The organism is Gordonia westfalica (genome assembly GCF_900105725.1).
GTDB lineage: Bacteria > Actinomycetota > Actinomycetes > Mycobacteriales > Mycobacteriaceae > Gordonia > Gordonia westfalica.
Window position 1 is genome coordinate 3,478,166 of the sequence record NZ_FNLM01000034.1, and the last position, 24,723, is coordinate 3,502,888.

The 24,723-nt window shown below is 67.4% G+C and carries 19 protein-coding genes and 3 pseudogenes; 7 read left to right on the top strand and 15 right to left on the bottom strand.

Features of this window, described 5'->3' with window-relative positions; genetic code table 11:
- Nucleotides 1-169: 169 nt before the first annotated feature.
- Genes BLU62_RS21465 through BLU62_RS21475 form a run of 3 tightly spaced genes read left to right on the top strand, consistent with a single transcriptional unit; the run spans nucleotide 170 to nucleotide 3,257 of the window.
- The gene (locus BLU62_RS21465; RefSeq protein WP_074851993.1) at nucleotides 170-1,747 is read left to right on the top strand and encodes an MFS transporter; all 1,578 of its coding nucleotides are present in this window, start codon (nucleotides 170-172) and stop codon (nucleotides 1,745-1,747) included.
- On the top strand, nucleotides 1,735-2,313 hold the full coding sequence (locus BLU62_RS21470; RefSeq protein WP_074851994.1) for a nitroreductase family protein: 579 nt from the start codon (nucleotides 1,735-1,737) through the stop codon (nucleotides 2,311-2,313). The genes BLU62_RS21465 and BLU62_RS21470 overlap by 13 nt, the downstream gene beginning before the upstream one ends.
- A gap of 47 nt (nucleotides 2,314-2,360) precedes the next feature.
- The gene (locus BLU62_RS21475) at nucleotides 2,361-3,257 is read left to right on the top strand and encodes a glycoside hydrolase family 16 protein (RefSeq protein ID WP_074851995.1); all 897 of its coding nucleotides are present in this window, start codon (nucleotides 2,361-2,363) and stop codon (nucleotides 3,255-3,257) included.
- A gap of 103 nt (nucleotides 3,258-3,360) precedes the next feature.
- Here BLU62_RS21475 and BLU62_RS21480 read toward each other — a convergent pair whose 3' ends face one another.
- The gene (locus tag BLU62_RS21480; RefSeq protein WP_074851996.1) at nucleotides 3,361-4,788 is read right to left on the bottom strand and encodes an MFS transporter; all 1,428 of its coding nucleotides are present in this window, start codon (nucleotides 4,786-4,788) and stop codon (nucleotides 3,361-3,363) included.
- 188 nt (nucleotides 4,789-4,976) lie between these two features.
- Nucleotides 4,977-5,384 carry a RidA family protein gene (locus BLU62_RS21485; protein ID WP_074851997.1) on the bottom strand — a complete coding sequence of 136 codons (408 nt, stop codon included), beginning with the start codon at nucleotides 5,382-5,384 and terminating at the stop codon, nucleotides 4,977-4,979.
- Nucleotides 5,385-5,461: 77 nt separating this feature from the next.
- On the opposite strand from BLU62_RS21485, the gene BLU62_RS21490 reads away from it, so the two are divergent.
- From BLU62_RS21490 to BLU62_RS21505, 4 genes are all read left to right on the top strand, one after another.
- A complete protein-coding gene (locus BLU62_RS21490) occupies nucleotides 5,462-5,893 on the top strand; it encodes a winged helix-turn-helix transcriptional regulator (RefSeq protein WP_084811846.1) in 432 nt (143 codons plus the stop codon).
- A 209-nt stretch (nucleotides 5,894-6,102) separates the two neighbouring features.
- Nucleotides 6,103-7,953, top strand: coding sequence for a 2-isopropylmalate synthase (leuA, locus tag BLU62_RS21495; protein ID WP_074851998.1), 1,851 nt, complete (start codon nucleotides 6,103-6,105; stop codon nucleotides 7,951-7,953).
- 544 nt (nucleotides 7,954-8,497) lie between these two features.
- Complete coding sequence (locus BLU62_RS21500; protein ID WP_074851999.1) at nucleotides 8,498-9,142, top strand: TetR/AcrR family transcriptional regulator; 645 nt, start codon at nucleotides 8,498-8,500, stop codon at nucleotides 9,140-9,142.
- Nucleotides 9,143-9,241: 99 nt separating this feature from the next.
- Complete coding sequence (locus BLU62_RS21505) at nucleotides 9,242-9,898, top strand: TetR/AcrR family transcriptional regulator (RefSeq protein ID WP_084811847.1); 657 nt, start codon at nucleotides 9,242-9,244, stop codon at nucleotides 9,896-9,898.
- A gap of 29 nt (nucleotides 9,899-9,927) precedes the next feature.
- On the opposite strand, the gene BLU62_RS21510 is transcribed toward BLU62_RS21505, so the two are convergent.
- From BLU62_RS21510 to BLU62_RS21570, 13 genes and pseudogenes are all read right to left on the bottom strand, one after another.
- Nucleotides 9,928-11,172 carry an NAD(P)/FAD-dependent oxidoreductase gene (locus BLU62_RS21510; RefSeq protein ID WP_074852000.1) on the bottom strand — a complete coding sequence of 415 codons (1,245 nt, stop codon included), beginning with the start codon at nucleotides 11,170-11,172 and terminating at the stop codon, nucleotides 9,928-9,930.
- 33 nt (nucleotides 11,173-11,205) lie between these two features.
- Complete coding sequence (locus tag BLU62_RS21515) at nucleotides 11,206-11,400, bottom strand: ferredoxin (protein ID WP_055476729.1); 195 nt, start codon at nucleotides 11,398-11,400, stop codon at nucleotides 11,206-11,208.
- A gap of 51 nt (nucleotides 11,401-11,451) precedes the next feature.
- Nucleotides 11,452-12,758: pseudogene (locus tag BLU62_RS21520) on the bottom strand (phytoene desaturase family protein).
- Nucleotides 12,759-12,822: 64 nt separating this feature from the next.
- Nucleotides 12,823-13,985 (bottom strand): annotated as a pseudogene (locus tag BLU62_RS21525) (acyl-CoA dehydrogenase family protein).
- A gap of 3 nt (nucleotides 13,986-13,988) precedes the next feature.
- Nucleotides 13,989-15,230 (bottom strand): enoyl-CoA hydratase-related protein, encoded by a 1,242-nt coding sequence (locus BLU62_RS21530; protein ID WP_074852001.1) that lies wholly within the window; start codon nucleotides 15,228-15,230, stop codon nucleotides 13,989-13,991.
- Nucleotides 15,231-15,280: 50 nt separating this feature from the next.
- Nucleotides 15,281-16,471: an acetyl-CoA acetyltransferase gene (locus BLU62_RS21535; RefSeq protein ID WP_074852002.1), complete on the bottom strand. Its 1,191-nt coding sequence runs from the start codon at nucleotides 16,469-16,471 to the stop codon at nucleotides 15,281-15,283.
- Nucleotides 16,471-17,887: pseudogene (locus BLU62_RS21540) on the bottom strand (OB-fold domain-containing protein). Before BLU62_RS21540 ends, BLU62_RS21535 begins: the two are co-directional and overlap by 1 nt.
- A gap of 41 nt (nucleotides 17,888-17,928) precedes the next feature.
- Nucleotides 17,929-19,140, bottom strand: a complete 1,212-nt coding sequence (locus tag BLU62_RS21545; RefSeq protein ID WP_074852003.1) for an acetyl-CoA C-acetyltransferase — start codon at nucleotides 19,138-19,140, stop codon at nucleotides 17,929-17,931.
- Nucleotides 19,141-19,197: 57 nt separating this feature from the next.
- Nucleotides 19,198-19,398 (bottom strand): hypothetical protein, encoded by a 201-nt coding sequence (locus BLU62_RS21550; protein ID WP_309148657.1) that lies wholly within the window; start codon nucleotides 19,396-19,398, stop codon nucleotides 19,198-19,200.
- A gap of 114 nt (nucleotides 19,399-19,512) precedes the next feature.
- On the bottom strand, nucleotides 19,513-20,067 hold the full coding sequence (locus BLU62_RS21555) for an aromatic-ring-hydroxylating dioxygenase subunit beta (RefSeq protein ID WP_074852005.1): 555 nt from the start codon (nucleotides 20,065-20,067) through the stop codon (nucleotides 19,513-19,515).
- 1 nt (nucleotide 20,068) lies between these two features.
- The gene (locus BLU62_RS21560) at nucleotides 20,069-21,337 is read right to left on the bottom strand and encodes an aromatic ring-hydroxylating oxygenase subunit alpha (RefSeq protein WP_074852006.1); all 1,269 of its coding nucleotides are present in this window, start codon (nucleotides 21,335-21,337) and stop codon (nucleotides 20,069-20,071) included.
- Nucleotides 21,334-23,064, bottom strand: a complete 1,731-nt coding sequence (locus tag BLU62_RS21565) for a class I adenylate-forming enzyme family protein (protein ID WP_074852007.1) — start codon at nucleotides 23,062-23,064, stop codon at nucleotides 21,334-21,336. Before BLU62_RS21565 ends, BLU62_RS21560 begins: the two co-directional genes overlap by 4 nt.
- A 12-nt stretch (nucleotides 23,065-23,076) precedes the next feature.
- Nucleotides 23,077-24,723 (bottom strand): class I adenylate-forming enzyme family protein, encoded by a 1,647-nt coding sequence (locus tag BLU62_RS21570; protein ID WP_074852008.1) that lies wholly within the window; start codon nucleotides 24,721-24,723, stop codon nucleotides 23,077-23,079.

The window sequence follows — 24,723 nt, forward strand, 5'->3', positions numbered from 1 at the left end:
CAGCGACGCACCGCGCCCCCGCCGGTTGAGCCGGTACGGAGCGCAGCGACGCACCGCGCCCCCGCCGGTTGAGCCGGTACGGAGCGCAGCGACGCACCGCGCCCCCGCCGGTTGAGCCGGTACGGAGCGCAGCGACGAACCGTGTCGAAACCCCCCAAGGAGAAGCATCGTGTCCACCCATCTCGGCCCGTCGAATCGGCAGCTTCCGGGCACCGCCGACCGACGTACGTGGTTGGGGCTCGCAGTGCTCACCCTGCCGGTGTTCCTGGTGTCGATGGACGTGTCCGTCCTCTACCTCGCGATCCCGTCGATCACCGACGCCCTCGCACCGTCGGCGGCCCAGCAGTTGTGGATTCTCGACATCTACGGCTTCTTGATCGCCGGACTGCTGATCACGATGGGCAACCTCGGCGATCGTATCGGGCGGCGTCGCATCCTGCTCGCCGGCGCGGCGGTGTTCGGTCTGGCATCGGTACTCGCCGCCTTCGCCCCGACGGCCGGCATCCTGATCGCGGCCCGCGCCCTGATGGGCATCGGCGGCGCGACCCTGATGCCGTCGAGTCTCTCGCTGATCGCCAACATGTTCTCCGACAATCGTGAGCGCGGCCGCGCCATCGGCGTGTGGACGGCAGCCTTCGCCGGCGGCGCCGCCGTCGGCCCGGTCATCGGTGGCGTTCTGTTGCACCACTTCTGGTGGGGTTCGGTCTTCCTCATCAACGTGCCGGTACTGGCTGCACTGCTCATCCTCGGCCCGCGACTGATCCCGGAGTACAAGGCTCCGACCTCCGCGAGGTTCGACGTACTGGGCGTCGTGTTGTCGATGGCCGGAATCCTGCCACTCGTCTACGCGGTGAAAACCGTTGCGAGCGAGGGCGCCGACGCGGGCGTCATCGTCGTCGGACTCGTCGGCGCGGCGCTCCTCGTCGGATTCGTCGTTCAGCAACGCCATTCCGCGGCACCACTACTCGATCTCAAGCTGTTCCGGAGCGCGCCGTTCGTCGGCGCGATCACCGTCGCACTCGTCGGCATGATGGCGCTCGGCGGGATGTCGTACCTGACCGGCGTCTACCTGCAGTCGGTGATGGGACACGACGTCCTGGCCGCGGCGATGGCCGGCCTCCCGATGGCAGTCGCGGTCGCCGTGTTCTCGATCGGCGCGTCCCGCGTCGCGTCAATGGTCGGCACGCGTACGGCCTTTCTCGGCTCGATCGCGCTGGCCGCCACCGGCAACTTCGGCCTGCTCGCGCTGACCACGTCGTCGCCGATCTGGGTGTACCTGGTCTTCACCTCGATCGCCGGTATCGGCTACGGCATCCAGTTCAGTCTCGTGTCGGTCGTGATCATCGGCGCGGTGCCCCCGGAGCGCTCGGGCTCGGCGTCGGGTATCTCGGAGACGAGCTTCGAGCTGGGCAACGCCCTCGGCCTGGCCCTGTTCGGTTCGCTCGCGACACTCGTGTTCCGCGGGCATCGCGACGGATGGTCGTTCGGCGACACGCTCGGAGAGACGCTGCACCGTGCCCTCGAGATGGGTGTGCAGGGCGACGGTCTCGCGTCCGCGGCCCGCCAGGCCTACGTCGACGGCATGCACGCCGCCTCGCTGGCCACCGGAATCTCGATGACCGTCCTCGGCGTCGGACTGTTCTTCGCGATGCGCAACCCGGTGACCCCCACGGATGCCGACGCTCAGACCAGCACCGACGAACCCGCGGTCGCCGCGCCGCTACCCTCGACCGAGTGCACGAACTGATCGCAGGCCGGTGGAGCGCGCGCGGTTACGACCCCGCTGCCACCATCTCCGTCACAGACCTGGAGACCATCGTCGACGCCGGGCGCTGGGCACCCACCTGGGGACGCATGCAGCCGGTCCGGTTCGTCGTCGGCCGTCGCGGCGACGAGACCTTCGAGGCCCTCACCGGCGTCCTGACCCGCGGCAATGCGGGCTGGGCGCCGAGGTCGGCCGCGCTGGTCCTGGTGTGCACCACCGATCGTCCCGACGACCCCAAGGAACACACGTATGCAGCCGTCGACGTCGGTCTCGCGGTGTCGCAGATGATCCTGCAGGCCGGGGCGCTCGGCTTCAACGGACACCCGATGGCCGGTTTCGACGCGGCCGCCGCGACCGAGGCCTTCGACATCCCGGACGGCAGGCGCCCCTTGGTCCTGCTGGGGATCGGAGCCCTCGCCGAGGACGCGGCGTCGCTTCCGGAGGACATTCGCGAGCGTGACGAGCGCCCCCGCACGAGACTGCCGCTCGACGAGGTCGCCTTCGCCGGTACATGGGGGCACGCGGCGTTCCCTGCGCCCGAAATGTGACCAATGAGGCATATGAGGCAGGTGTGATCTCGTGATACTTCTTCTACATGAACGTCTCACCTCGCCGACGAGGATCATCACGACGACTCACGTCCCGCCTGGCACCGGCTCTCGCGATCACGGCGCTCACCGCAGCGGCCGTGTTGTCGAGCTCTACGGTGGCACACGCCGAGGAGGCGTTCAGCCTCGAGTTCAACGGCGCGGCAGGCGCGATCCCCTCGGCCCTGAAGCATGAGACCGGCGGCGGCGGGTGGGGCAACAACGAGGCACAGATCTACACCTCGAGCCTCGACAACTCGCGCCTCGACGGAAACGGTCACCTCCTCATCGAGGCCCGACGCAGCACCAACAGCAACACCTGGACGTCGGCGCGCCTGACCACCAAGGGCACTTTTTCGTTCACCTATGGCACCATCGCCGCGCGGATCTCCCTCCCACAGGGACAGGGACTACACCCGGCGTTCTGGCTTCTCGGCACCGACATCGACACCGTGGGCTATCCGCAGTCGGGCGAGATCGACATCGCCGAGACGATCAACAACTCGAACTGGGTCCACATGGGCGTGCACGGTCCGACCGGTGACGGAGTCGCGGTCGGCAACGGCTCACTCGACATGTCGCTCACTAGCCTGCTCGGCATCGAGGTCCCCAGCGTGCTGAGCGGTCGGTACGAACGCAACTACGACATCACCGGCATCAACCCATCCGCGTTCCACACCTACGCGGTCACCAAGACGCCGTCGGAGATCCGTTATTCGTTCGACGGCGACACGGTCTACACCATCGCGCGGTCGTCGCTCGCCGCCAATGAGCAGTGGGTGTTCAACAAGCCGATATACGCCCTGCTCAACGTCGCGGTCGGCGGTGTCTGGCCGGGCCCCGCGAATGGAACGACCCCGAATCCGTCGACGATGACCGTCGACTGGGTCCGCTACACCCCCTGAGCCCGAATCCTTCTCGAGACAGCGACATCCCCGCCGCGATCGGTGATCGTGACGGGGATGTCGTCGTTCTGCGGACCACGGACAGGTCTCGCCAGAACACATTTCAGCCGACCAGGGAGTGCTCCGGTTCGGCCGGCTCGGCCTCGGCGCGCATGGCCTTGTCCTTGGTCTCGACGATCAGGATCGTGCAGACCACGCTGACGGCCGAGAGGCCGGCGAGCAGAACGCCCACCCAGATCGCGCCCGGACCGGCGATCAGCGGGGCGGCGATCAGCGGCGGGATGGCTCCGCCGAGGATTCCGGCGAGGTTGTAGCCCATGCCGGCCCCGGTGTAGCGGTAGCGCGCCTCGAACAGCTCGGGGAGCAGCGCACCCGCAGGGCCGTAGGCGATACCGAAGATCAGCAGCGTGCCGATCAGTCCGACGACGAAGGCGAAGCCCCCGCCGATCTCGAGGATCGGGAACAGGACCAGCGTCCACGGGATGGCGATGACGCACGAGGTCAGGATGACACGACGACGACCGACCCGGTCGGACCACATGGCCGACGCGGCGGTGGACAGACCGAAGACGATGGCGGCGATCATGCCCGCACCGAGAACGAAGGTGCGGGACAGGTCGAGACTCTTGGTGCCGTAGTTCGTGAGGAAGGCCGTGCCCATGTAGAAGAGCGAGAACAGGCTCGCCAGCGCACCGCCGGCGATGAGGATCTCTTTCCACTGATAGCGGAAGGCGTCCATGAACGGCAGTGCGGGACCGTCCGACTTCTCGGCCTCGAACGCCTTGCGGCGCTGCGCTTCCCGGAACACGGGGGTCTCCGCGACGGCGAGCCGCACCCATAGGCCGACGGCGACGAGAGCGAACGACAGGATGAACGGGATGCGCCAGCCGTAGTCGAGGAAGGCCGAGCTCGTCTCGCCGAGGGTGAGCGTGGCGATGAGGAACGTCAGGCTCGACAGGAAGAACGCGAACGCCGGGCCGAGCTGCGGGAACATCGCGTACAGCCCGCGTTTGCCGGGGGGTGCGTATTCCGCCGTCAGCAGTGTCGCGCCCGCCCACTCACCGCCCACGGCGAAGCCCTGCAGGAACCGGAGGACGACAAGCGCTATGGGCGCCGCGATCCCGATGCCCGATTCGGCGATACCGAAGACACCGGACTCGTATCCCGGGAGGAGTCCGATCGCCACGGTGGCGATGCCCATGATCAGCAGAGTCCAGACCAGCGTGCGCTTCCGGCCGATCCGGTCGCCGAAGTGCCCGAAGAGCATCGCGCCGACCGGGCGCGCGAAGAAGGCGACGGCAAAGGTCGCGAAGGACGCGATCGTGCCGGTCACCTCGTCGGCCGCCGGGAAGAACACGGTCGGGAAGACCAGTGCGGCCGCGGTCCCGTAGATGAAGAAGTCGTAGAACTCGATGGTCGTGCCGATCGAGCTGGCGGCGGCGACGCGTCGGAGGCTGGTGGGATTCGCGTCGGGAGAGCTGTGCGGCTCGGGCGGTACAGCGCGGGGCGGATCGGCGGGGATCGTGGTCACTGGCGTCGTCCTTCTGTGCAGGCGGCCGCGTCGTGGTTGAGCGGCTCCGTCGAAGACCGGGCATCACGCCCGTACACCCACCGACGCCAGAATGATTCAGGTCACTCGCAGCACCGGGTGAGATGCATGTCATAGCGTCGCCGGGGCGACCCCCACGCGGCACCCCCCGAAGAGGGGGCCGCCGAGGGTCAGTTCACGACGGCGGTGGCCTCGATCTCCACCAGCACCTCGGGCTCGTACAGCGCCTGAACCCCGATCAGGGTCGCCGGAGGCATCGGCGTCGGCAGGCCGACCTCGTCGGCCACCGCCGCGATCCCGGCCATGAAGTCCCCGATCTTCGCCGGACGCCAATCGGTCACGTACACGGTCAGGCGCACTACGTCGCCGAAATCCGCACCCCCGCCACGTAATCCGCGGGTGACGTTCCGCATTGCCTGCGCGACCTGCCCGGCGAGGTCAGCCGGGATCGGCGAACCGTCATCGGTGTGTGCCACCTGTCCGGCGACGTACACGTGACGACTCCCGGCCCCCACGGCGACGTGGTGATACGGGGCGTTCGGCAGCATGCCTTCGGGACTGGAGAGCGTGACGGTCATGAGTTCCTCCTGGTGGAACGAGTAGGTATCGTTTGTATACTTGGTGCCGTTCGGTTACTTCAACGAAACCAGGTCTCATGCCCGATACCCCCGCCCGCGCCTCCCAGCCACCAGAACACGCAGAACCGGCACCGGTCGCCGACCACGACCTGAGGATCGACGCCGCGTCCCGGGAGTTGCTGGGGCAGGTCCTGGACAAGTGGTCCCTGAGCGTGTTGAACGAACTGTGCGAGGCGCCATCACGGTTCAACGAACTGCGCCGCGCCATCCCGACGGTGTCGCAGAAGTCGCTGACCAGCACGCTTCGCCGACTCGAGCGAAACGGCATCGTCGAACGTCGCATGCTGAGCACCCGACCGGTCTCGGTCGAGTACTGCATCACCCCGTTGGGCAAGACCGTCCGGGAGCCGATCGACGGACTCCTGGAGTGGGCGTCGAAACATCTGCCGGCCATCGACGCCGCCCGTCAGAGATTCGACGACGAGATCCTCGGCCCCGAAAACGGCTGATGAAGAGCCCCGCTTCACGCCCCGCCATGGAACTGGAATACGCTGTCACCTGCACCTTTGGTCTCAATAGCACCGAGGAGTACAGTCGAGCGCATGCAGCGTGCACTCCTTCTCGGTTGCCGCGGCGGGGTCTGACACGACCGGCCCTCCGTCGCGGGGCCCAATCACGCGCCGGTCACTTTCCTTCCACACACGGAGAATGACCACCAATGGCACCAGCAGACACCTTCACTTCCGGCGCCAGCCGAATCGTCGAGCCGTCCGGCCCGATTCCCGCTGACCAGCCCGTATGGAATCCGCAACGCAATTCCGCGATGCCCGTTCATCGCTACCGCCAGTTCGCCGACGAGGTCGAGACGATCTCGCTGCCGGACCGCACCTGGCCCGACAAGGTCATCACCAAGGCCCCGCTGTGGTGCGCCGTCGACCTGCGTGACGGCAACCAGGCCCTGATCGACCCGATGAGCCCGGCTCGGAAGCGCCGCATGTTCGACCTGCTGGTCCGCATGGGCTACAAGGAGATCGAGGTCGGCTTCCCCTCGGCCAGCCAGACCGATTACGACTTCGTCCGCGAGATCATCGAGGACAACGCGATCCCCGACGACGTCACCATCCAGGTCCTGACGCAGTGCCGCGAGGAATTGATCGAACGCACCTTCGAGGCCTGCCGCGGTGCCGCGAACGTCATCGTGCACTTCTACAACTCCACCTCGGTACTGCAGCGTCGCGTCGTGTTCCGCGCCGACAAGGCCGCGATCACCAAGATCGCCACCGACGCCGCCCACAAGGTGCTCGAGGTGGAGAAGAACTACCCCGACACCAACTGGCGTTACGAGTACTCGCCGGAGTCGTACACGGGCACCGAGTTGAGCTTCGCCAAGGAGGTCGTCGACGCGGTCACCGAGATCATCGCTCCCACTCCGGAGAAGCCGATGATCGTCAACCTGCCCGCGACCGTCGAGATGGCCACGCCGAACGTCTACGCCGACTCGATCGAGTGGATGCACCGCAACCTGGCCCGTCGCGATTCGATCATCCTGAGCCTGCACCCCCACAACGACCGCGGAACCGGCGTTGCCGCAGCCGAACTGGGCTACCAGGCCGGCGCCGACCGCATCGAGGGCTGCCTGTTCGGCAACGGCGAGCGCACCGGCAACGTGTGTCTGGTGACCCTGGGCATGAACATGTTCAGCCGCGGCGTCGACCCGCAGATCAGCTTCTCCGACATCGACGAGATCCGACGCACCGTCGAGTACTGCAACCAGCTGAACGTCCCCGAGCGGCACCCCTACGGTGGCGATCTGGTCTTCACCGCCTTCTCCGGCAGCCATCAGGACGCCATCAACAAGGGCCTGGACCAGATGAAGTACGACGCCGACGACGCCGACTCCGACGTCGACGACATCGTCTGGGCCGTGCCGTATCTGCCGATCGACCCCAAGGACGTCGGTCGCAGCTACGAGGCCGTCATCCGCGTGAACAGCCAGTCCGGAAAGGGCGGCGTCGCCTACATCATGAAGGCCGACCACGGCATGAACCTGCCGCGTCGCCTGCAGATCGAGTTCAGCCGCGAGATCCAGAAGATCACCGACGGCGAGGGCGGTGAGGTCAATCCCAAGGAGATGTGGGACGTCTTCGCGACGAATTACCTGCAGCCGATCTGGCCGCTGGAGCGCATCCGCCAGAAGGTCGACGCGGCCGAGGTCGACGGCGGCGAGGACCACATCACCGCGGTCGTGAAGGTCGAGGGCAACGAGCGCGAGATCACCGGTGCGGGCAACGGGCCGCTGGCCGCCTTCGTCGATGCCCTGGGCACCGTCGGCTATGAGGTCCGGGTCCTGGACTACAGCGAGCACGCTCTCACCGCCGGCGGCGACGCCAGTGCCGCCGCGTACGTCGAGACCGAGGTCAACGGCGAAACCGTGTGGGGTGTCGGCGTGGCGTCGTCGATCACGACCGCCAGCCTGCGTGCCGTGGTGTCCGCGGTGAACCGCGCCTACCGCGTCACCTCGACCCCGCCCGCCGAGGACGAGGCCGCACCGCGGACCTGGGCTCCGTAGTCGCAGGCCTGACCCGCAACGTCCGAAGCGGCGCCGGGACCGTCCGAGTACCGGACTGTCCCGGCGCCGTTTCCACGTCGGCGTCGACGCCGCGCACGCACCGACCAATGTCGTCACCGATTCCACAGACATGCGAGGAACCTTGCCCGCCAGACGACAGCGACGGTTGAGCACCGACCGCGCTCGCGGGCAAGAGATCTCGGGTTCTCATCGAGCAGATCCAGTCGATCATCGCCGACGAGACGTCGTACGCCGACAAGCTGGCGGCCGGCCTGATCGAGCTCGTGGACCGCGGCCGTCGCGATCCGCTTCTGCGATCCCTCATCTCCAGCGACACGTGTTGCCGGCGGCGGCCGGATAGTCGGCCGATACCGCCCATCCCTCGCGGGTGCATTTCATGCTCACCGCCTTATTTTACTGTAAATTAAACATTGCGGTGCGCTCGCGCCGCCGATGCGGAGCCACGTCCTGCGTCGATGAGAACCACCTGGACGGTGCGCATGTCAGAAACATCCGTCGGTCGCGGCGACCCGATGCCGACGTCATGACTCTCGAATCTCCCACGTGCAAGAGCTTGCGCGTCTCCGACAAGGAGTCGAAGTCCGTCCGGACACGCACCCGAATCCTCGACGCCGCCGCCCGCGTACTCAGCACGAAGGGTTACGCCGGCACCCGCCTGTCCGACGTCGCGAAGGCCGCCGACCTGCGCGCCCCGGCGATCTACTACTACTTCGATTCACGGGAGACCCTGATCGAAGAGGTGATGTGGTCCGGCGTGGCCGACATGCGCCACCGCCTCGAAGACGCACTCGACGAGATCTCCCCCGACCTGACGTCCATGGACCGGATCATGCTCGCCGTCGACGTGCACCTGCGGCACGAACTCGAGGTGTCGGATTACACCACGGCATCCATCCGCAATGCCGGTCAGATCCCCGAACGCATCCGCACACGCCAGATCGAAGAAGAAAAACAGTACGGCGAGATCTGGCGACGACTCGTCCAGGCCGCCGCCGACGACGGCGAGATCCGCACCGACCTCGACCTGTTCATCGCGCGGATGATGGTCCTCGGGGCTCTCAACTGGGCTGCGGAATGGTGGACCCCGCGTCGCGGGAGCATCGACGAGGTGGTGGCGACCGCTCAGGCCGCGATCCGGCAGGGCCTGGCTCCACGCGGTCGTGAATGACCCGGTCACGGCCGCCGAATGCCACGATCGTGCGTGGCCTTGGGCACACGTGGCCGTGCCGGTGCTCGCGCGTGTGCAATACAGATTAAAATCCGCAGAATGGCGCCACGTAATCCACGCTCATCGGCAGCGACCAAGAACGGCACGATCCGGGCGGGCGGCGGTGCGCCGAAGTCGGAACGCACCCGCGAGCGCATCCTCGACGCCGCGGCGCAGGTCCTGAGCCGCAAGGGGTACGCCGGACTCCGCCTGACCGATGTCGCCGAGGTCGCCGAACTCCAGGCACCGGCCATCTACTACTACTTCGACTCGCGTGACGCACTCGTCGAAGAAGTGATGTGGTTCGGTCTCGCCGACATGCGTCAGCACCTCGTCGCGGCTCTCGACGCCCTCCCGGACGGCACCGACCCGCTGGAGAAGATCCTCGTCGCCGTCGAGGCACACCTGCGGCACGAGCTCGAGATCTCCGCCTACACCACCGCATCCATCCGCAACGCGGGGCAGCTGCCCGACAAGATCAGCAAGCGCGCATCGGCCGAGGAGGCGAAGTACGGCAAGGTGTGGAAGTCGCTGATCGTCACCGCTCACGAAGAGGGCGCCATCAGGCAGGATCTCGACCTCTACATGCTGCAGATGCTCGTTCTCGGATCTCTGAACTGGGCGGCGGAATGGTGGACACCCCGGCGCGGCAACATCGACAAGATCGTCGCCAACGCCCAGGCCTTCGTGCGGGACGCGATCGCGCCCCAGAAGTAACCCGGACAGCGGTATTACAAACGGAGGCTCTACAGAGCTGCTGCCTTCGCCTTCGTCCTCTTCTTCTCCGCGAACTCGAGCGCGTCGGCCCAACCGGCGCCCTTCCCGATCATCACCCGGTACTTCATGATGACCGCCTGACCGTTGACGGCCAGTGCACCGATCAGACGATCACCCCGTCGGTAGAGCGCCACCCATCGATCGGCGCTGTTCCCGCCCGTCGGGTCCCCGTCGACGACCACCACCTCGTCCGCATCGGGCGAGCCGACGAACTGGATCCGCACGTCATACCAGTCCGACCAAAAATACGGCACTGTCCCATAGGGTTTCGCGTTCGCAGGGTCGAGCGCATTGCGCGCCGCGGCTGCACCCTGCTCGGCCGCGGCGGTCCAGTTCTCCATGCGTTGCCGCTCGCCGAGTACCGGGTTGAACCAGTTGGCGACGTCGCCGGCGGCGTAGACGCCGGGAACTCCGGTCCACAAGGTCTCGTCACAGACGACACCGTTGTCGAGTTCGACGCCGCTGCCCTCCAGCCACGCGACTGCCGGGACGACCCCGATCCCGACGACGACGAGGTCTGCCTCGACCACCGTCCCGTCGGCCAGGACGACTCGTTCAACCCGTCCGTCACCCTCGATGGCCGCCACGCCGGTGCCGCACCGCAGTGCCGTCCCGTTGCGTTCGTGCAGAGACGCGATGGCCTGGCCCATGGCCTCGCCGGTCGCTCGCACCAACGGTGTGGGCAACGCTTCGACGACGGTCACTTCGACGCCGCGCTTCTGAGCTCCCGAGGCCACCTCGGAACCGATGAAGCCGGCCCCGATCACCACGGTGCGGGCACCCCCGCTCAGTGCCTCGCGTACGGCGATCGCGTCGTCGAGAGTCCGCAGGGAGTGAACCCCGGCCACCTCCTCGGTGCCCGGGATCATCCGTGGCGTCGATCCGGTGGCGATGATCAGGGCGTCGTAGGGAACCCGGTCGTCGCCGACGATGACCTCACGACTCTCGATGTCGAGTCCGGTTGCCGGACTCCCGAGTCGGAGCGTCACACCCAGTTCGTCACGAAGCAGTTCTTCGGTCCGGAAGTAGGGCGCCTCGACGGCATCGTCACCGGGTTCGAGAAACGCCTTGGACAGCGGCGGGCGATCGTAGGGAAGGTGGTCCTCCGCCCCGATCAACGTGATCGAACCCGTGAAACCGGCTTTACGTGCGGCTTCGACGGCCCGCAACCCGGCGAGGGAGGCGCCGACGACGACAATTCTTCCAATGGCCATGAGGGACTCAGGATTCCGTTCTGTGGGTCGTGGTCAGTCGTTCACGATGCGCAGCGCCTCGGTCGGGCAGCCGGCGACGGCTTCCTCGACGGCCTGCAGTTCATCGGGGTCGATGTCCTCCTTGAGCAGAACGAGTTCGCCGCTGTCGTTCACCTCGAAGAAGTCCGGAGCGAGGGACTCACAGATTCCGAGGCCGGTGCATTTTCCGAAATCGACGGTGACCTTCATGCCGTCACCCACCTTTCATGTCCGGGACCGTTGCCGGTCCGAGTGTTTGTGTCATGCCCGCGGGAAAGCGGACGCGATCTCGTCGACGACGAGTTGCGCGGTCTCGGCACACGCCGTGGTACCGCCGTTGGCGTACTCCTTCACCGCATCCCCGACATTCCACAATCCGGTGACTTCGGTGGTGTGGGGCAGGTCGAACCCGGCGACGGCACGCTGCGGGGCCAGCCGTCGCGGGTGATCGTCGTGCTCAGAACGCGGGCCTTCTCGTCGAAGCCGTCGATGTTGTCGCGCAGCTCCTGGAAGAGCAGCGCCGTCTCGGCGGCCTCGTCGAAATCCCCGATCGCCGGTTCCGGTACGGACGTGCCGACGTACAGGTGCCAACCGGGTGGTGCCATCTCCGGGCAGGTCCCGGTGAAGTTCGCGAGATAGGCCAGACGGGAGGTCTGGGCGAAGCTGAGCATGCCCGGCGCCTCGATCAGCGGCTCCTCGCTCGCGAAGTTCACCGCGATCATGGCGCACGGACGGTTTCGCTGCTCGACGAGAGCCACGTACTCGTCGTCGAAGGCGTCGCGTCCGGCCAGATCCAGTGTCGCGAACGGGCCGATGTCGCTCACCACGATCGGCGCGGTGACGGTCTGCCGGTTGCCCGCGCGGGTGAGGGTCACCCCCGTGACCGCGCCGCCCTCGACATGTATCTGCTCCACCTCACTCGACAACCACAGATCCCCACCGTGTCCGACGAATGCCTCGGCGAGCGCATCCCACAGGCCGATGGTCCCGTCCGGGTGGAAGCCGAATCGCTTGAAGGCGCTCTTGCGAGTGAAGTAGGTGAGGAACACGCGCGCCGGCAGCTCTTCCGAGCCGACCGCGAACACCGACGCACACATGTTGCGGAAGATGCCGTGTACCCCTTCGTTCTTGGTGTACTTGCGCACCCAGTCCGCGGTGGACAGTTCATCTTCGGGCAGTCCCGAATCGTTGCGTGCGGCACCGATGCCCTTGACTAGTTTTGCACCCTGGCGGGTGAGTTTTCCGAGCAGGAAGCCCCAGCCGCCACCCGTGACGTCGACGTCCTTGCCGCCGATGCGGTAGAGGATCGGCGGCGACGGCTCCCGGATCTCGAACTTGGCGCCCACCTCTTCGCACGTCTGCTGGGTGATGCCACCCACTTCGATGACGATGGCGCCGTCGTTCACCTTGAAACCGTCGATCTCGGTGGTGGAGGCGCGCCCGCCCACCTTGTCGAGTCGCTCGACGACGAGGGTCCGATATCCCCTGTGTGCCAGGCGAGCCGCGGTGAACAGACCGCCGGCACCCGCGCCGATGACGATCGCGTCGTAGTCGTGAGTGGTTGTCATTCTGCCTCCGTGATGCGTTGGTGCCGTGGTGGTGTGGGGTGTGGTGCCTGATTCACCGGCGACCTCAGTACGAGCGCGGCAGGCCGAGCGAGGTCTGAGCGACGAAGTTGAGGACCATCTCCCGGCTGACCGGCGCCGTGCGCATCAAACGCGTGACGAACCACAGGTCCGACAGGCCGTACTCCTCGGAGAGCCCGTTGCCGCCGTGGGTCTGGATGGCCTGGTCGAGCGCCCGCAGAGCGGCCTCGGACGCCGCGAATTTCGCGATGTTGGCGGCCTCGCCGACGGCGTCGGATTCCTGATCGGCGAGTTCGGCCGCATGCTTGGTCGCCAAGCGTGAGACCTCCACGTCGATATGGGACTCGGCCAGTGGGTGGGCGACGCCCTGGTGGCCACCGATGGGTGCCGACCACACGGTGCGCGTGCGCGCGTAGTCGGTGGCGCGGTCCACTGCGTAGCGGCCGATGCCGCCGCAGATGGCGCCGACCAGAATCCGCTCCGGGTTGAGTCCGCTGAAGACCTGCCGCATGCCGCTACCCGCCGTGCCGACCAGGGCTTCGGGTCCGACGCGCACCTCGTCGAGGAACACCATGAACTGCTTGTCGGGCGAGACGATCGACGTCGGGATCTGTGTGAAGGTGAGTCCGGGTGTGTCCGTGGGGATCACGAAGATCGACAACGCCTTGCGGTCGGCTGTCGTGTGGTCGGCGTCCCGCGCGATCAGCAACACGGCGTCACTCTGGTCGATGGCCGAGATGTAGTACTTCTGCCCCGAGATGACCCAGTCGTCGCCATCGCGGCGCGCGGTGGTCTTGATGTCGTGGCTGTTCGACCCGGCATCGGGTTCGGTCAGGCCGAAGGCCATCTTGCGGGAACCGTCGGCGAGGGCCGGGAGCCACTCCCGTTTCATCTCCTCGCTGCCGTGGTCGGCGAGGATGCTGCCACAGATCGCCGGCGAGATGACCCAGATGAGCAGCGGCATCCCGTGGGCGGAGAGCTCCTCGACGACGACGACCGCCTCGGCCATCCCTCCCCCACCGCCGCCGTACTCCTCGGGCAGATGAACACCGAGCAGCCCTGCGTCGCCGAGGTCTCCCAGAGTTCGTCGATGTGCCCATTGCTGCGAGCGCGGTCGAGGAAGTACTGCCCGCCATAGCGTTTCGCGATCCCGCGGACGCTTTCGCGAATCGCGCGGTGCTCGTCGGAGTCGATGATCAGTCCGGACACGTGTTACCTGCCTTCGAAGGTGGGTCGGGTCCCGGCGCGGAAGGCCGCAACCGCATTCTGTGCGTCATGCGTGGCACCGGTGACGGCGAGTGCGTCGGTCTCCGCGCGGAGTTGCTCGGAGAGGGTGGAGTCCCACGAATCGCGGAGCAGCGCACGCTGACGCCCGAACGCCCGGGTGGGGCCGGCGGCGAGCCGGGTGGCTGTCGCGAGCGCCCGTTGACGTACTTCTGCGTCCGGGACCACCTCGGAGACCAGTCCCCAGCTCTCCGCGCGAGCCGCGTCGACCCGCAGGTTCTCCAGGTACATGCGACGAGCGCGCGCCTCGCCGACCAGCCGCGGCAGGTGCCACGTGCCGCCTCCGTCGCCGGACAGTCCGATCCCACTGAAGGCGGTCGTGAACACCGACCCTTGGGCGGCGATCACGATGTCAGCGATGTAGACGAAGCCCAGGCCGCCGCCGGCGACGGCACCATGAGCGGCCGTGACGATCGGGGCGTCGATGCGGTCGAGGATGCGGAACGCCTGGTGGAAAGGCTCGGTCATCCGGGCGGTCAGTGCGCCGAGCGCCTCCGGCGGCGCGGAGTCGAAGTACGCGATGTCGCCGCCGACGGTCAGGGCTGGCCCGTTTCCGGCGATGAGCACGGCACGGACCCGGGCGTCGGCGGCGATTGCCCGTGCCACCGCCAAGATCTCCTCGGCCAGCCGCAGGTCGATGGCGTTGCGGGCGTCGGGCCGGTCGAGGATGACCTGTGCCACCCCGTCTGCCACCGAGTAGTCGATCGTTTCGAGATCACCGATCGCGGGCCCCGGATACGGTGGCGTCGCGACGCATGATCCGTCGAGCGCCGCCTGCCAGGCTGCGGAATCGGTCAGCTGGTCGAGGCGGGAGATCCGCTCACCGGCGAAGGTGACCGTGTGGATGAACTGCGCATCGACGGTGCGCCCGGTCGCCCGGGCGGTTCCCCGATAACGCCCGTGGACCTGGACCCGGTCGTTGTCGAGCGGGTGAAAGGCGTCCGGTTCCGCGTGAACACGAAAGGCCGAACCGAGCCGCCACCAGAAGTCACGTTGCATCGACTCCGCGCCGACATACTCGCCACCGAGACCCAACGGCATTCCGGGTGTGACCCTGCCGACGAAGGCGGGATCGAGGAGTTCGCCGACGCGGGACGAATCACCCTCCGCCAGAGCGGCGTACAGGGACCTCATGATCCCCGTGCGCGCATCCGCCAGCCCTGAATCCATGGTTTTAATTTAACATAAAATCGAAGCTGCGCAAGATGTCGGCACGTGCTTCACCCGCGCTCCCGGCCGACGATGGAGACGAACGAGACGCACGCCCCGGGCCGGCCGCCGAGGTTGTGGGTGAGGGCGGTGTGCGGGTCGGTCAACTGTCGATCCCCGGCCTCACCGCGCAACTGGAGCCAGGCTTCGAAGAGCATGCGGAGACCGCTGGCACCGACCGGATGACCGAACGACTTGAGCCCGCCGTCGATGTTGACCGGCAGGGTGCCGTCCGCGTCGAACTCCCCGGCCAGCACGTCTTTCCAGGCCTGTCCGGGCGAGGAGAATCCGAGGTCCTCCATCAGGACGATCTCGGTGGGCGTGAAACAGTCGTGCACCTCGGCCAGGGACACGGCGGCGCGCGGGTCGGAGATGCCGGCCTGTGCGTAGGCCTCGCGTGCGGATCGGACGACCTCGGGGAAACTGGTGAAGTCGTATCCGGGGTCCATGGCACCACGGCCGGGGCCTGCCGCCAGCGCCAGCGCCTTCACGAAGACGGGCCGGTCGGTGTATTCGTAGGCGTCCTCGGCCCGGACGATGACGGCGCACGCCGCGCCGTCGGACACACCCGAGCAGTCGAAGACACCCAGCCGCCCCGCGACCTTGGGCGCTTTCGCGATCTTCTCCTTCGACACCTCGGACCGGAACTGTGCGCGCGGGTTCCGGGCACCGTTGACGTGGTTCTTCCAGGCGACGTGCGTCATCGAATCCCGCATGAGACCGGGTTCGACGCCGTACTTGGCGCAATAGGCCGGATCGAGCATGGAGAACGCGGCGGGTGCGGTCACCGACAGCTCCGGCGCGGTGCCGTCGCCGGGCGGGTCCCCTCGCAGGAGGCCGGAGAATCCCGAGTCCTTGAGTTTCTCCACACCTACGGCCATCACCCGGTCGTACGCTCCGGACGCAACCGCGTAACACGCATTGCGGAACGCCTCCGACCCTGTCGCACAGTAGTTCTCGACGCGGGTCACGGGCTTGTGGTCGGTGCCGAGAGCACGGCTCAGGGTCAGACCCGACTGCCCCGAGCCCAGGGTGCCCAGCCAGTAGGCGTCGATGTCGGCGATGGCGAGCGACGTGCCGGTGAGTGCCTGTTGCGTCGCGTCGACCAACATGTCCTCGGTCGAGGTCTCCCACAGCTCACCGAAGCGGGTGCAACCCATCGCCACGATCGCGACCTTGTCCGAGATCCCATGCGATGCCATCAGTGGTCCTCCCCCAGGGGTGTGGTGCTCTGGGCCGGCCGGATCTGCCGAGCCTTCCAGAAGTAGTTGTGCACACCGCCGGCGCTGTTCAGACGCCGGAAGGTGAGCTCGACGGGCGCGCCGACCTCGAGGAGATCCGGCTGCGCATCGGCGACCTCGAACGTCGTCCGGCCGCCCCGGTGAAGTCCGCTCCGCGTCCGGCCTCGAAGTCCACCACCGCGTCGACGACCGGCGGCGAGGGCGAGTAGGCCAGATGGTCCACGGTGTAGGTGGCGATCCGGCCGGTGAGACCGGCTACGGACACCGGACTCGATTCACCGACGGACCCGCACTCCCGGCACACGGAACCGGGCGGGAGATGCAGGAATCCGCAGGCGTCACAGCGCGACCCGGTGAGACCGAACTTCCAGTCGCGGGACCGCGCCGACGGCGGGGCGGCCGCCCGGTCGGGTTCCGGGCGTCGCGGTGGTTCGAACTCCAGGAGTCCTCGCCAGGAGAGGTACCTCGGATAGGGCACCACCTGCCGGTCGGCGAGTTGCTCGACGAGCGGGATCGCCTGGCGGCGGGAGGGCAGGGCACCGGTCGTGCGAACCAGCAGGGCATCGACCCCGTCGGCCGCGGCGAGCAGCAGGATGCTCTCCCCCGGGCCGGCGACATCGAGGACAGCGCCCAGCGCGATCAGTGGGTCGGCCGCACCGGTGAAGCCGACCGGCGAACCCCCGGTGGAGACGGCCCCTTGACCAGGGTGGCCGCCCGCTTGGTCACGGCCGTGTTCCCGCTGACCACGACGACGTGATCGGCTTGCGCCAGGCCGGCGTCGTCGAGTGTTCGCGCCGCGACCTCGCGGATCATCCGTGCGTAGTGTTCGAAGCCGAAGCGCTCCTCCCAGGTCGACCCCCACGGGGCGGTCGGCGGGCGCCAGCGATCGAGCACCTCCTCGGTCACCGAGGCCTCTGCGAGAACCTCGGCGAGGGCTGGGGTGCGCTCCGTCGGCAGACCCACGAGAATCGCCGCCGCCGCGTCCGCGCCGCCGCGTTCGTCGGCCGAACCCGGTTGTCCGGTGCGGACATCCGCCGCGGTGAGCAGACCGCCGGAACGCAACGCCGATCGCACCGCGGCCATGGTCGATCGGGTGGTGCCGATGGCATCGTGGGCCGCACTCCTCCGGTCGAGTCCGAGCGCCGCGTGGACGATGGTCGCGTTGGTCTTGTCCAGATAGGCGGGGGCGCTCGTGACGAACACCGTCGAGGGCACCTGACGCAGGTCGCCGATGAGTGCCCGGCGACCCGCGGCCACCGCCATGGTGACGGCGTCCTCGTCGAACGAGGCGACGACACGGGCCGCGCGGCCGCTGCCGGCCGGGTCCACCCGCCAGGTCGGGATGTACGTGGCATATCCGAGGATCGAGTGGATCATGCCCCCGTGGCTCATGCCCCCGTGGTTCTTGTCTGGTTCGCTCATGAGTGGACTCCCCGGAATGCCGCCGCGATACCCTGGCCGCCGCCGATACACATCGTCTCGACCGCGACGGAACCCTCACGTCGGTTCAGTTCGTGCAGAAGGGTGGTCAGGATCCGGACGCCCGTCGCGCCGATCGGGTGGCCGAGCGAGATTCCCGAACCGTTCACGTTGAGCCGGTCCTCGACCTCGTCGAGCCCGACACCCCAGCATTTCAGCACCGCGAGCACCTGAACGGCGAAGGCCTCGTTGATCTCGAGGAGATCGAGGTCGTCGAACGTGAGTCCGGTGCGCTCGAAGAGCCGGCGCACGGCGGCGACCGGCCCGATCCCCATCATCGACGGCTCACACCCGGCGGCCGCCCAGCCCTCGAACCATCCCGCCGGGGTCAGCCCGAGTTCGTCCAGTTTGTCCTCGGCGACGACGAGACAGGCTGCGGCCGCGTCGTTCTGCTGTGCCGCGTTGCCCGCTGTCACTGTTCCGTCGCGCATGATCGGCCGCAGCCGTGCGAGGCTCTCGGCAGTCGAATCGCCGCGGATCCCCTCGTCGTCGGCGAACACCAGGGGGTCTCCTCGGCGCTGCGGAACCTCGACCGGGACCACCTCGTCGTCGAAGCGGCCGGACTCCCAGGCGGCCGCCGCACGACGCTGACTGCGGAGTGCGAACGCATCCGACTCCTCGCGGACTATCCCGTAACGCTCCGCCAGGTTCTCGGCGGTCTCGATCATCCCGCTGATCGCCCCGAACCGCCATTCCGGTTGGGAGCGTTCACGACCCCGATCGAGACGGTCGTACAGGACCTGATTGCCCGAGCGGGAGCCCCACCGTGCGGTGGTGGTGTAGTGCTCGATGTTGCTCATGGATTCCACACCGCCGGCCACCACGACGTCGGCGGCACCCGTCTGGACCATCATCGACGCGGTGATCACCGCCTGCAGGCCGCCGCCGCACCGCCGGTCGATCTGAAAACCGGGAACCTCCACCGGCAGCCCGGCGTGCAATGCCGCCCAGCGTCCGATGCAGGGCGCCTCGGAATTGGCGTACGACTGGGCGATACACACGTCGTCGATACGGGCCGGGTCGATCGACGACCGCTCGACCAGCGACTTCAGCACCGATGCGGCGAGGTCGTGTGCGGGCACGGGGCGTAGTGTCCCGCCGAATGCGCCGACACCGGTACGTACCGGCGCGACGATGGCCACGCGTCTCATGTGAACTCCTGTATCCACGGCACGCCGGCCGCTACTCGCTTGTGTCTGATCACTTCCTCAGCTGCGGTCCCGCCAGCGATCCGATGACGGATCGAGAAGTGTGGTCAGGTGACCCTCGTCGAGCCAGATGATCGTCTCGATCTCGAGTGCGTCGAGATACCGCACCCGGCCCGTCCGCAGGTCTTCGAGACGCAGGCGCTGGGAGTTGCCTTGTGAATCGATGTTGACCGACACCTCGGCGAACTCGCTGCCCACCACCGGGCCGATGCCCGGGATGTCATGTGGGCCGCGGTCGTTCATCTCCATGGACATGACAGTTCCTCCTGGGACACGGATGGGCTGGAACGCGCAATCGGCTGGAACGCGGGCGGGTCAGATCAGGAAGGCCAGCGTCGGGATGGGCTTGTCGCTGTCCACCAGGACGACCTTCTTGTAGGCCAGCCGGATCTCACCGTCGACACGACGCAACCGGTAGGTGGTCCGCCCGCCCCAGAGCTGGTTCTCCCGCTGACGTGATTCGTAGGCGAGGAAGTTGGCGCCGACCTCGACATCGATTGTGCCCAGCGTATTTTCCCGACCACCGAGGAGTTCGATGTTGCCGAGGATGCGGCGCAGATCCGACGGCGGCGCCTGCGCGTACCGTTTGCCGGTCTTCACCTGTTTCATGCGGGTGGAGATCCGGCTGCGGTTGTCGTAGATGACGGCCACGTTGGTACGGGGGTCGACGTCGGCGCCACCGGAGGGAACCCAGTACAGCGCGTCGTCGGTCCACAGCGCCTCCCAGCCGTCGTAGTCGTTCTCGTCGGCCAGGCGCGCCTCGCGGTAGAGGAACTGCGCGATCTCCCCGTAGGACCAGCCGTCCGGAACAGGACCCAATTGTCCTCCGCCGTCGACGTATTCGGATCTGGTCGCCGGACTCGTCGTCATCTCATGCCTCCATCAGAGTGCGGTAGTGCTTCCAGAAGCCCCGCATGCCGGTCTCGTCGGTGGCGGCTCCGATCGTGAAGCCGTTCTCGTCGACGCTCTCGCGCTGCAGACCGCGTCGTACATCGAGCCACTCGGGGTCGAGCATCTCGACGCCGCGTTGATTGCGCTCGTACATCTCGGTGTCGTCGGCGAGCAACATGCCGGCCGGACCGACCGATCCGATCGACTGGGAGATCATGCGGCGGTTCAGTTCCTCGCCGCCGCGCAGCTGGACCGCGGTCGCGTACTGGATGCACTCCCCGACGGCCACGGGCTGGATGTTGAACACCTGGATCTCGGCGATGAACAGGTTCGGGAAGATCATGACGTGCGGCGCACCCTCGATCATCCGGCGCTGCGCGTCGTCCCCGTAGGCCTCGTTCATCGCGGCCACGTAGTTCGGCACCCGCTCGGGCGTCGTCCCGAACCACCGCATCGGCTCGGCGAAGTCGCGGAACTCGGGCCGCAGATCGTTCTCGCTGTGCCCGTTGCCCAGCGCGCGGGTCACGGCCGTGGAGGCGTCGCTGTAGAGCGCACCGATCGGACTGCCAGTCACCCCGAAGATCGATCCGTGCACGAACTGCGGGTGGTAGCCGTCGGTCTCGTTCTCCGCGAGAAACTTCCAGTTCGAGCGGGTCTTGTGCGCGAGCCATCCGGCGTCGAGCGCCACCTCGCCGTGCGGCGACAACCCGGCCAGCCGGTCGATCTCACCGGCCGCGGCACCGAGGTGTTCGAGAAGAGTGGGTCCGTCCTCGGCCATCGACCCGAAGACGAATCCCCGGTACGACGCGACGCGCGGCACCTTGCCCATGCCGAGTTCGAGCTTTCCCTTGCCGCCGTATCCCTTGTTGTACGGGTAGCCGAGCAGCTCTCCGGTGTTGCGGTACGTCCACCCGTGGTACGGGCAGCGGAAGGAGCTCGAGTTGCCGCTGGAGTCGTCGCAGACCTGGAGCCCGCGGTGCGCACAGCGGTTGATCAGCAGGTGCACCTCGCCCTCGCGGTCGCGGGTCATGATGACGTCCTGGGTCGCGAGTCGCTTGCGGACGTAGTCGTTGGGCTCGGGGACCTCGCTCTCATGCCCGATGAAAACCCATGTGGTGAACCAGATCTTCTTCAGCTCCTCGGCGAAGATCGCAGGATCGGTGTAGATCGAACCATGCACCTGATCAGGGCGGATCAGGCGGTCGACGACACTCTTCATGTCAGGCCCGCTGGGTGCAAGCGAGGTCATGAGGAGCTCCTTTCGTGGTCGGGTTCTGGTGCGGAGGAGGTTCCGGAAATGCTCTTCGAGACCATCTCGACGAGCCGGAACTTCTGGATCTTTCCGGTGGGTGTGGTGGGAAGGGCTGTCACATCGAGGAATTCGACGCGTTTGGGGACCTTGAACCTGGCGAGTCGTTCACGGCAGTGCTCGAGGATCTCGGCCGCGGTGATGTCATGGCCCGGTGCACGCACGACGACGAGGGCACCGATCTCGCCCCACCGGTCGTCTACGACACCGACCGCGAACACCTGGCTGACCGCATCCAATGCACCGACGATGTCCTCGATCTCCTTGGGCATCACCAGTTCTCCGCCGCTCTTGTAGAGCTCCTTGCTACGGCCGGTGACCTCGAGGTAGCCGTCCGGACGGACCCGGCCCAGGTCTCCCGAGCGGAGCAATCCATCGGTGCCGAGCGCCGCCGCCGTCTCCGCGGGCTTGTTCCAGTAGCCGATCATGGTGGTCGGCCCGTGGGAGACGAGCTCGCCGACATCACCGGGTGGCAGCGCCTCGCCGGTCGCGGGATCGATCGTCGAGTAGACACACAGCTCGTCGGTACCCGGAACGCCCGCGGCGCCGGCCATCTTCGGCCGTCCCACGGTGGTCGAGGTGAGGATCAGTTCGTCCTCCGGTCGGGTGAGCGTCATCGCCCCACCGCACTCGGTCATCCCGTAACCGGTGACGATCTCGCTGACCCCGAACACGCCTTCGACCTGTTCCCACAACCAGATCGGTGCGGGCGCCGACCCACAGAGGATGGCACTCAGCGAGGACAGGTCGTGGCTGTCACGTGTCGGCGACTCCACCATGGCGACGGCCATCGTCGGCACGCAGAGGACGTCGTCGGCCCGGTGACGTTCGATCCCCGCCAGATACCCCTCTGCCGAGAACGATGTCTGCAGGATGACCGCGCCACCGACGACCATCGCCGAGAGGATTCCCTCGACGTACCCGAACATGTGATAACACGGCAGGGAGAACAGGATTCGCCTGCCGTCGTCGTAGGCACGCGTCAGCGCCGAGGCATACCCCGTGCGCAGTACGGCGTCGTGGGTGACCGTCACGCCCTTGGGACTGCCGGTGCTCCCCGAGGTGTAGAGCATGTCGCCGATGTCGGTCGGTGCGTGGACGGCACCCGACGCCACGCCGGGGTTCGCGCGTCCGAGCTCGACGAGACCGTCGAGCGTCAGGGCGCCGTCTCGGAGCCGGCCGTCGGTGGACAGCGTGATCACGTTCCGCAGATGCTTCCACGGGGCACCGCGGTCCCAATCGGGTGCGATGACATCGAGCATGGCCAGGTAGTCGAGGCCGCCGAAGCCGGTCATCGTCAGCAGGACCGAACATTCCGATTGCTCGAGGACGTAACCCAGCTCGTCGGTGCGGTACAGGTAGTTGAACGGGATCGCGATGGCGCCGGTGCGGGCGATCGCGAATTTGAACGCGACGAACTCCGGGTAGTTGGCCATGAGCATGCCGACCCGGTCGCCCGGGCGGACTCCCAGCGACACCAGGCCGTCGGCCAGGATCCGCGACTGTCGGGCGACTTCCGCATAGGTGAGGACGACGTCGTCGGTGATGACCAGCGGTCTGTCCCCGTACCGTTCGGCGCAGTCGTCCAGCCACCCGTCGAGCGTGCGGGGCGTCCAGACCTCGAAACGCTTGCGCAGATCGTGCCTGCGATCGTCAACGCTCCTCATACCCGGTCCTCCTCATCGCGTCGCCTCCAATTCCGTCAGTCGCCCGTCGGCGATCGCCTCGCGCACCCGGAACTTCCGGATCTTGCCGGTCGGTGTGAGTGGCAGCGTGTCGGTGACGAACCACCGCGAGGGAACCTGGTGCCGCGCCATCCGCTCGGCGGCGAACTCGGCGAGCTGCGCTCCGAGATCCGTTGCCGGCGAGTCCGTCAGGACGAGTACGGCGGCGACGATCTCGCCGAGCCGCTCGTCGGGGAGCCCGACCACGGTGGCCGACTCGACGGCCGGATGTTCGAGCAGGATCTGCTCGACCGCGACGGGCGCGATGTTCTCGCCGCCGCGGATGATGATCTCTTTCAGGCGGCCGGTCACCTTCAGGTAGCCGCGCTCGTCCATGGTCCCCAGGTCGCCGGTGTGGACGAAGCCGTCGGCGTCCACGGTCGCGGCGGTCGCCGCCGGGTCGTGGAGATAGCAGATGAGCTGCTGGTACCCGCGCGCGCAGATCTCGCCCTCTACGCCGATCGGCTGGATCTCGCCGGTGAGCGGGTCGACGATCTTGCAATCCACCTGCGGGAGTGGACGACCGACGGTGTGCAGCTGGTCATCGCGGCGGTCGCCGGGCCGAGTCGCGCTCAGCACCGGCGCGAGTTCGGTCTGCCCGAACAGGTTGATGACACTCGCCCCGAAGGTCGACTCCGCGGCCTCGATCATCGTCGCGGGAACATTGGAGGCACCGCCCATGACGATCTCGAAGTGCGGTGCGGGGGCGTCCGATGCCGTTTGGGCCGCCAGGAGTGCTCCCAGTATCGCGGGGACGTAGAAGAGGATCGACGCGTCGGCGGACCGGGCGACCTCGAGGACCTCACCCGGGGCGAACTTCTCGACGAGGATCTCCGTCCCGCCGAGCCACAACGGTCCGAGGGTGCCGATCACACAGGCTGCGGTGTGGAACATGGGCAACGGGTTGATCGCCACGGCGCCGGGCCGGGCCTCGACCGCCTCCATCGTCAACTTCGCCACGTTCACCATCGAACGATGCGACAGCAGAACCCCTTTGGGATTTCCGGTGGTGCCGGAGGTGTACTGCAACATCGCCGCTGCGGTCGGGTCGGTGGGAGCCGCGGCGAGGACGTCCGGGTCGGCGGCCGGTGCGGACCAGCGGCCGGTCTCGCTCAGGCTGATCGTCACGAGGTCGGGGTGGGCACCCGCGACCTCGGCGACGACTGCGGCCATGTCCCGGTCACCTGCTCGGTCAGCATGGATGAGCACTGCACTTCGCGAGTGGGTGAGGGCGTAGTCGAGTTCGTCGCGCTGCAGCGCGGGATTGATCGCCACGAGGACCACACCCGCCAGCGCCGCACCGTATTCGATGATGGGCCATTCGACGACGTTCGGCGCCCAGAGCGCGACGAACGATCCCGGCCGGGTCGAGGCCGCGATCGCCGTGGCGACCCGCGAGGCCTCGTCGAGCAACTCGGCATAGGTGAGCCGAACCCGTTCGCCGGTCCCGTGCCTGGTGCCCACCAGCGCCGGGGCATCCGGTCGTTCGGCGGCGCGTTGGGTGAGGAGACCTCCGATGGTGATGTCGATCAGCGGGACCGTGGTGTCCGCCGGTCGCGATGACGTCGTAAGTGCACCCGTGGGCGCGTCGACCGAACTCAT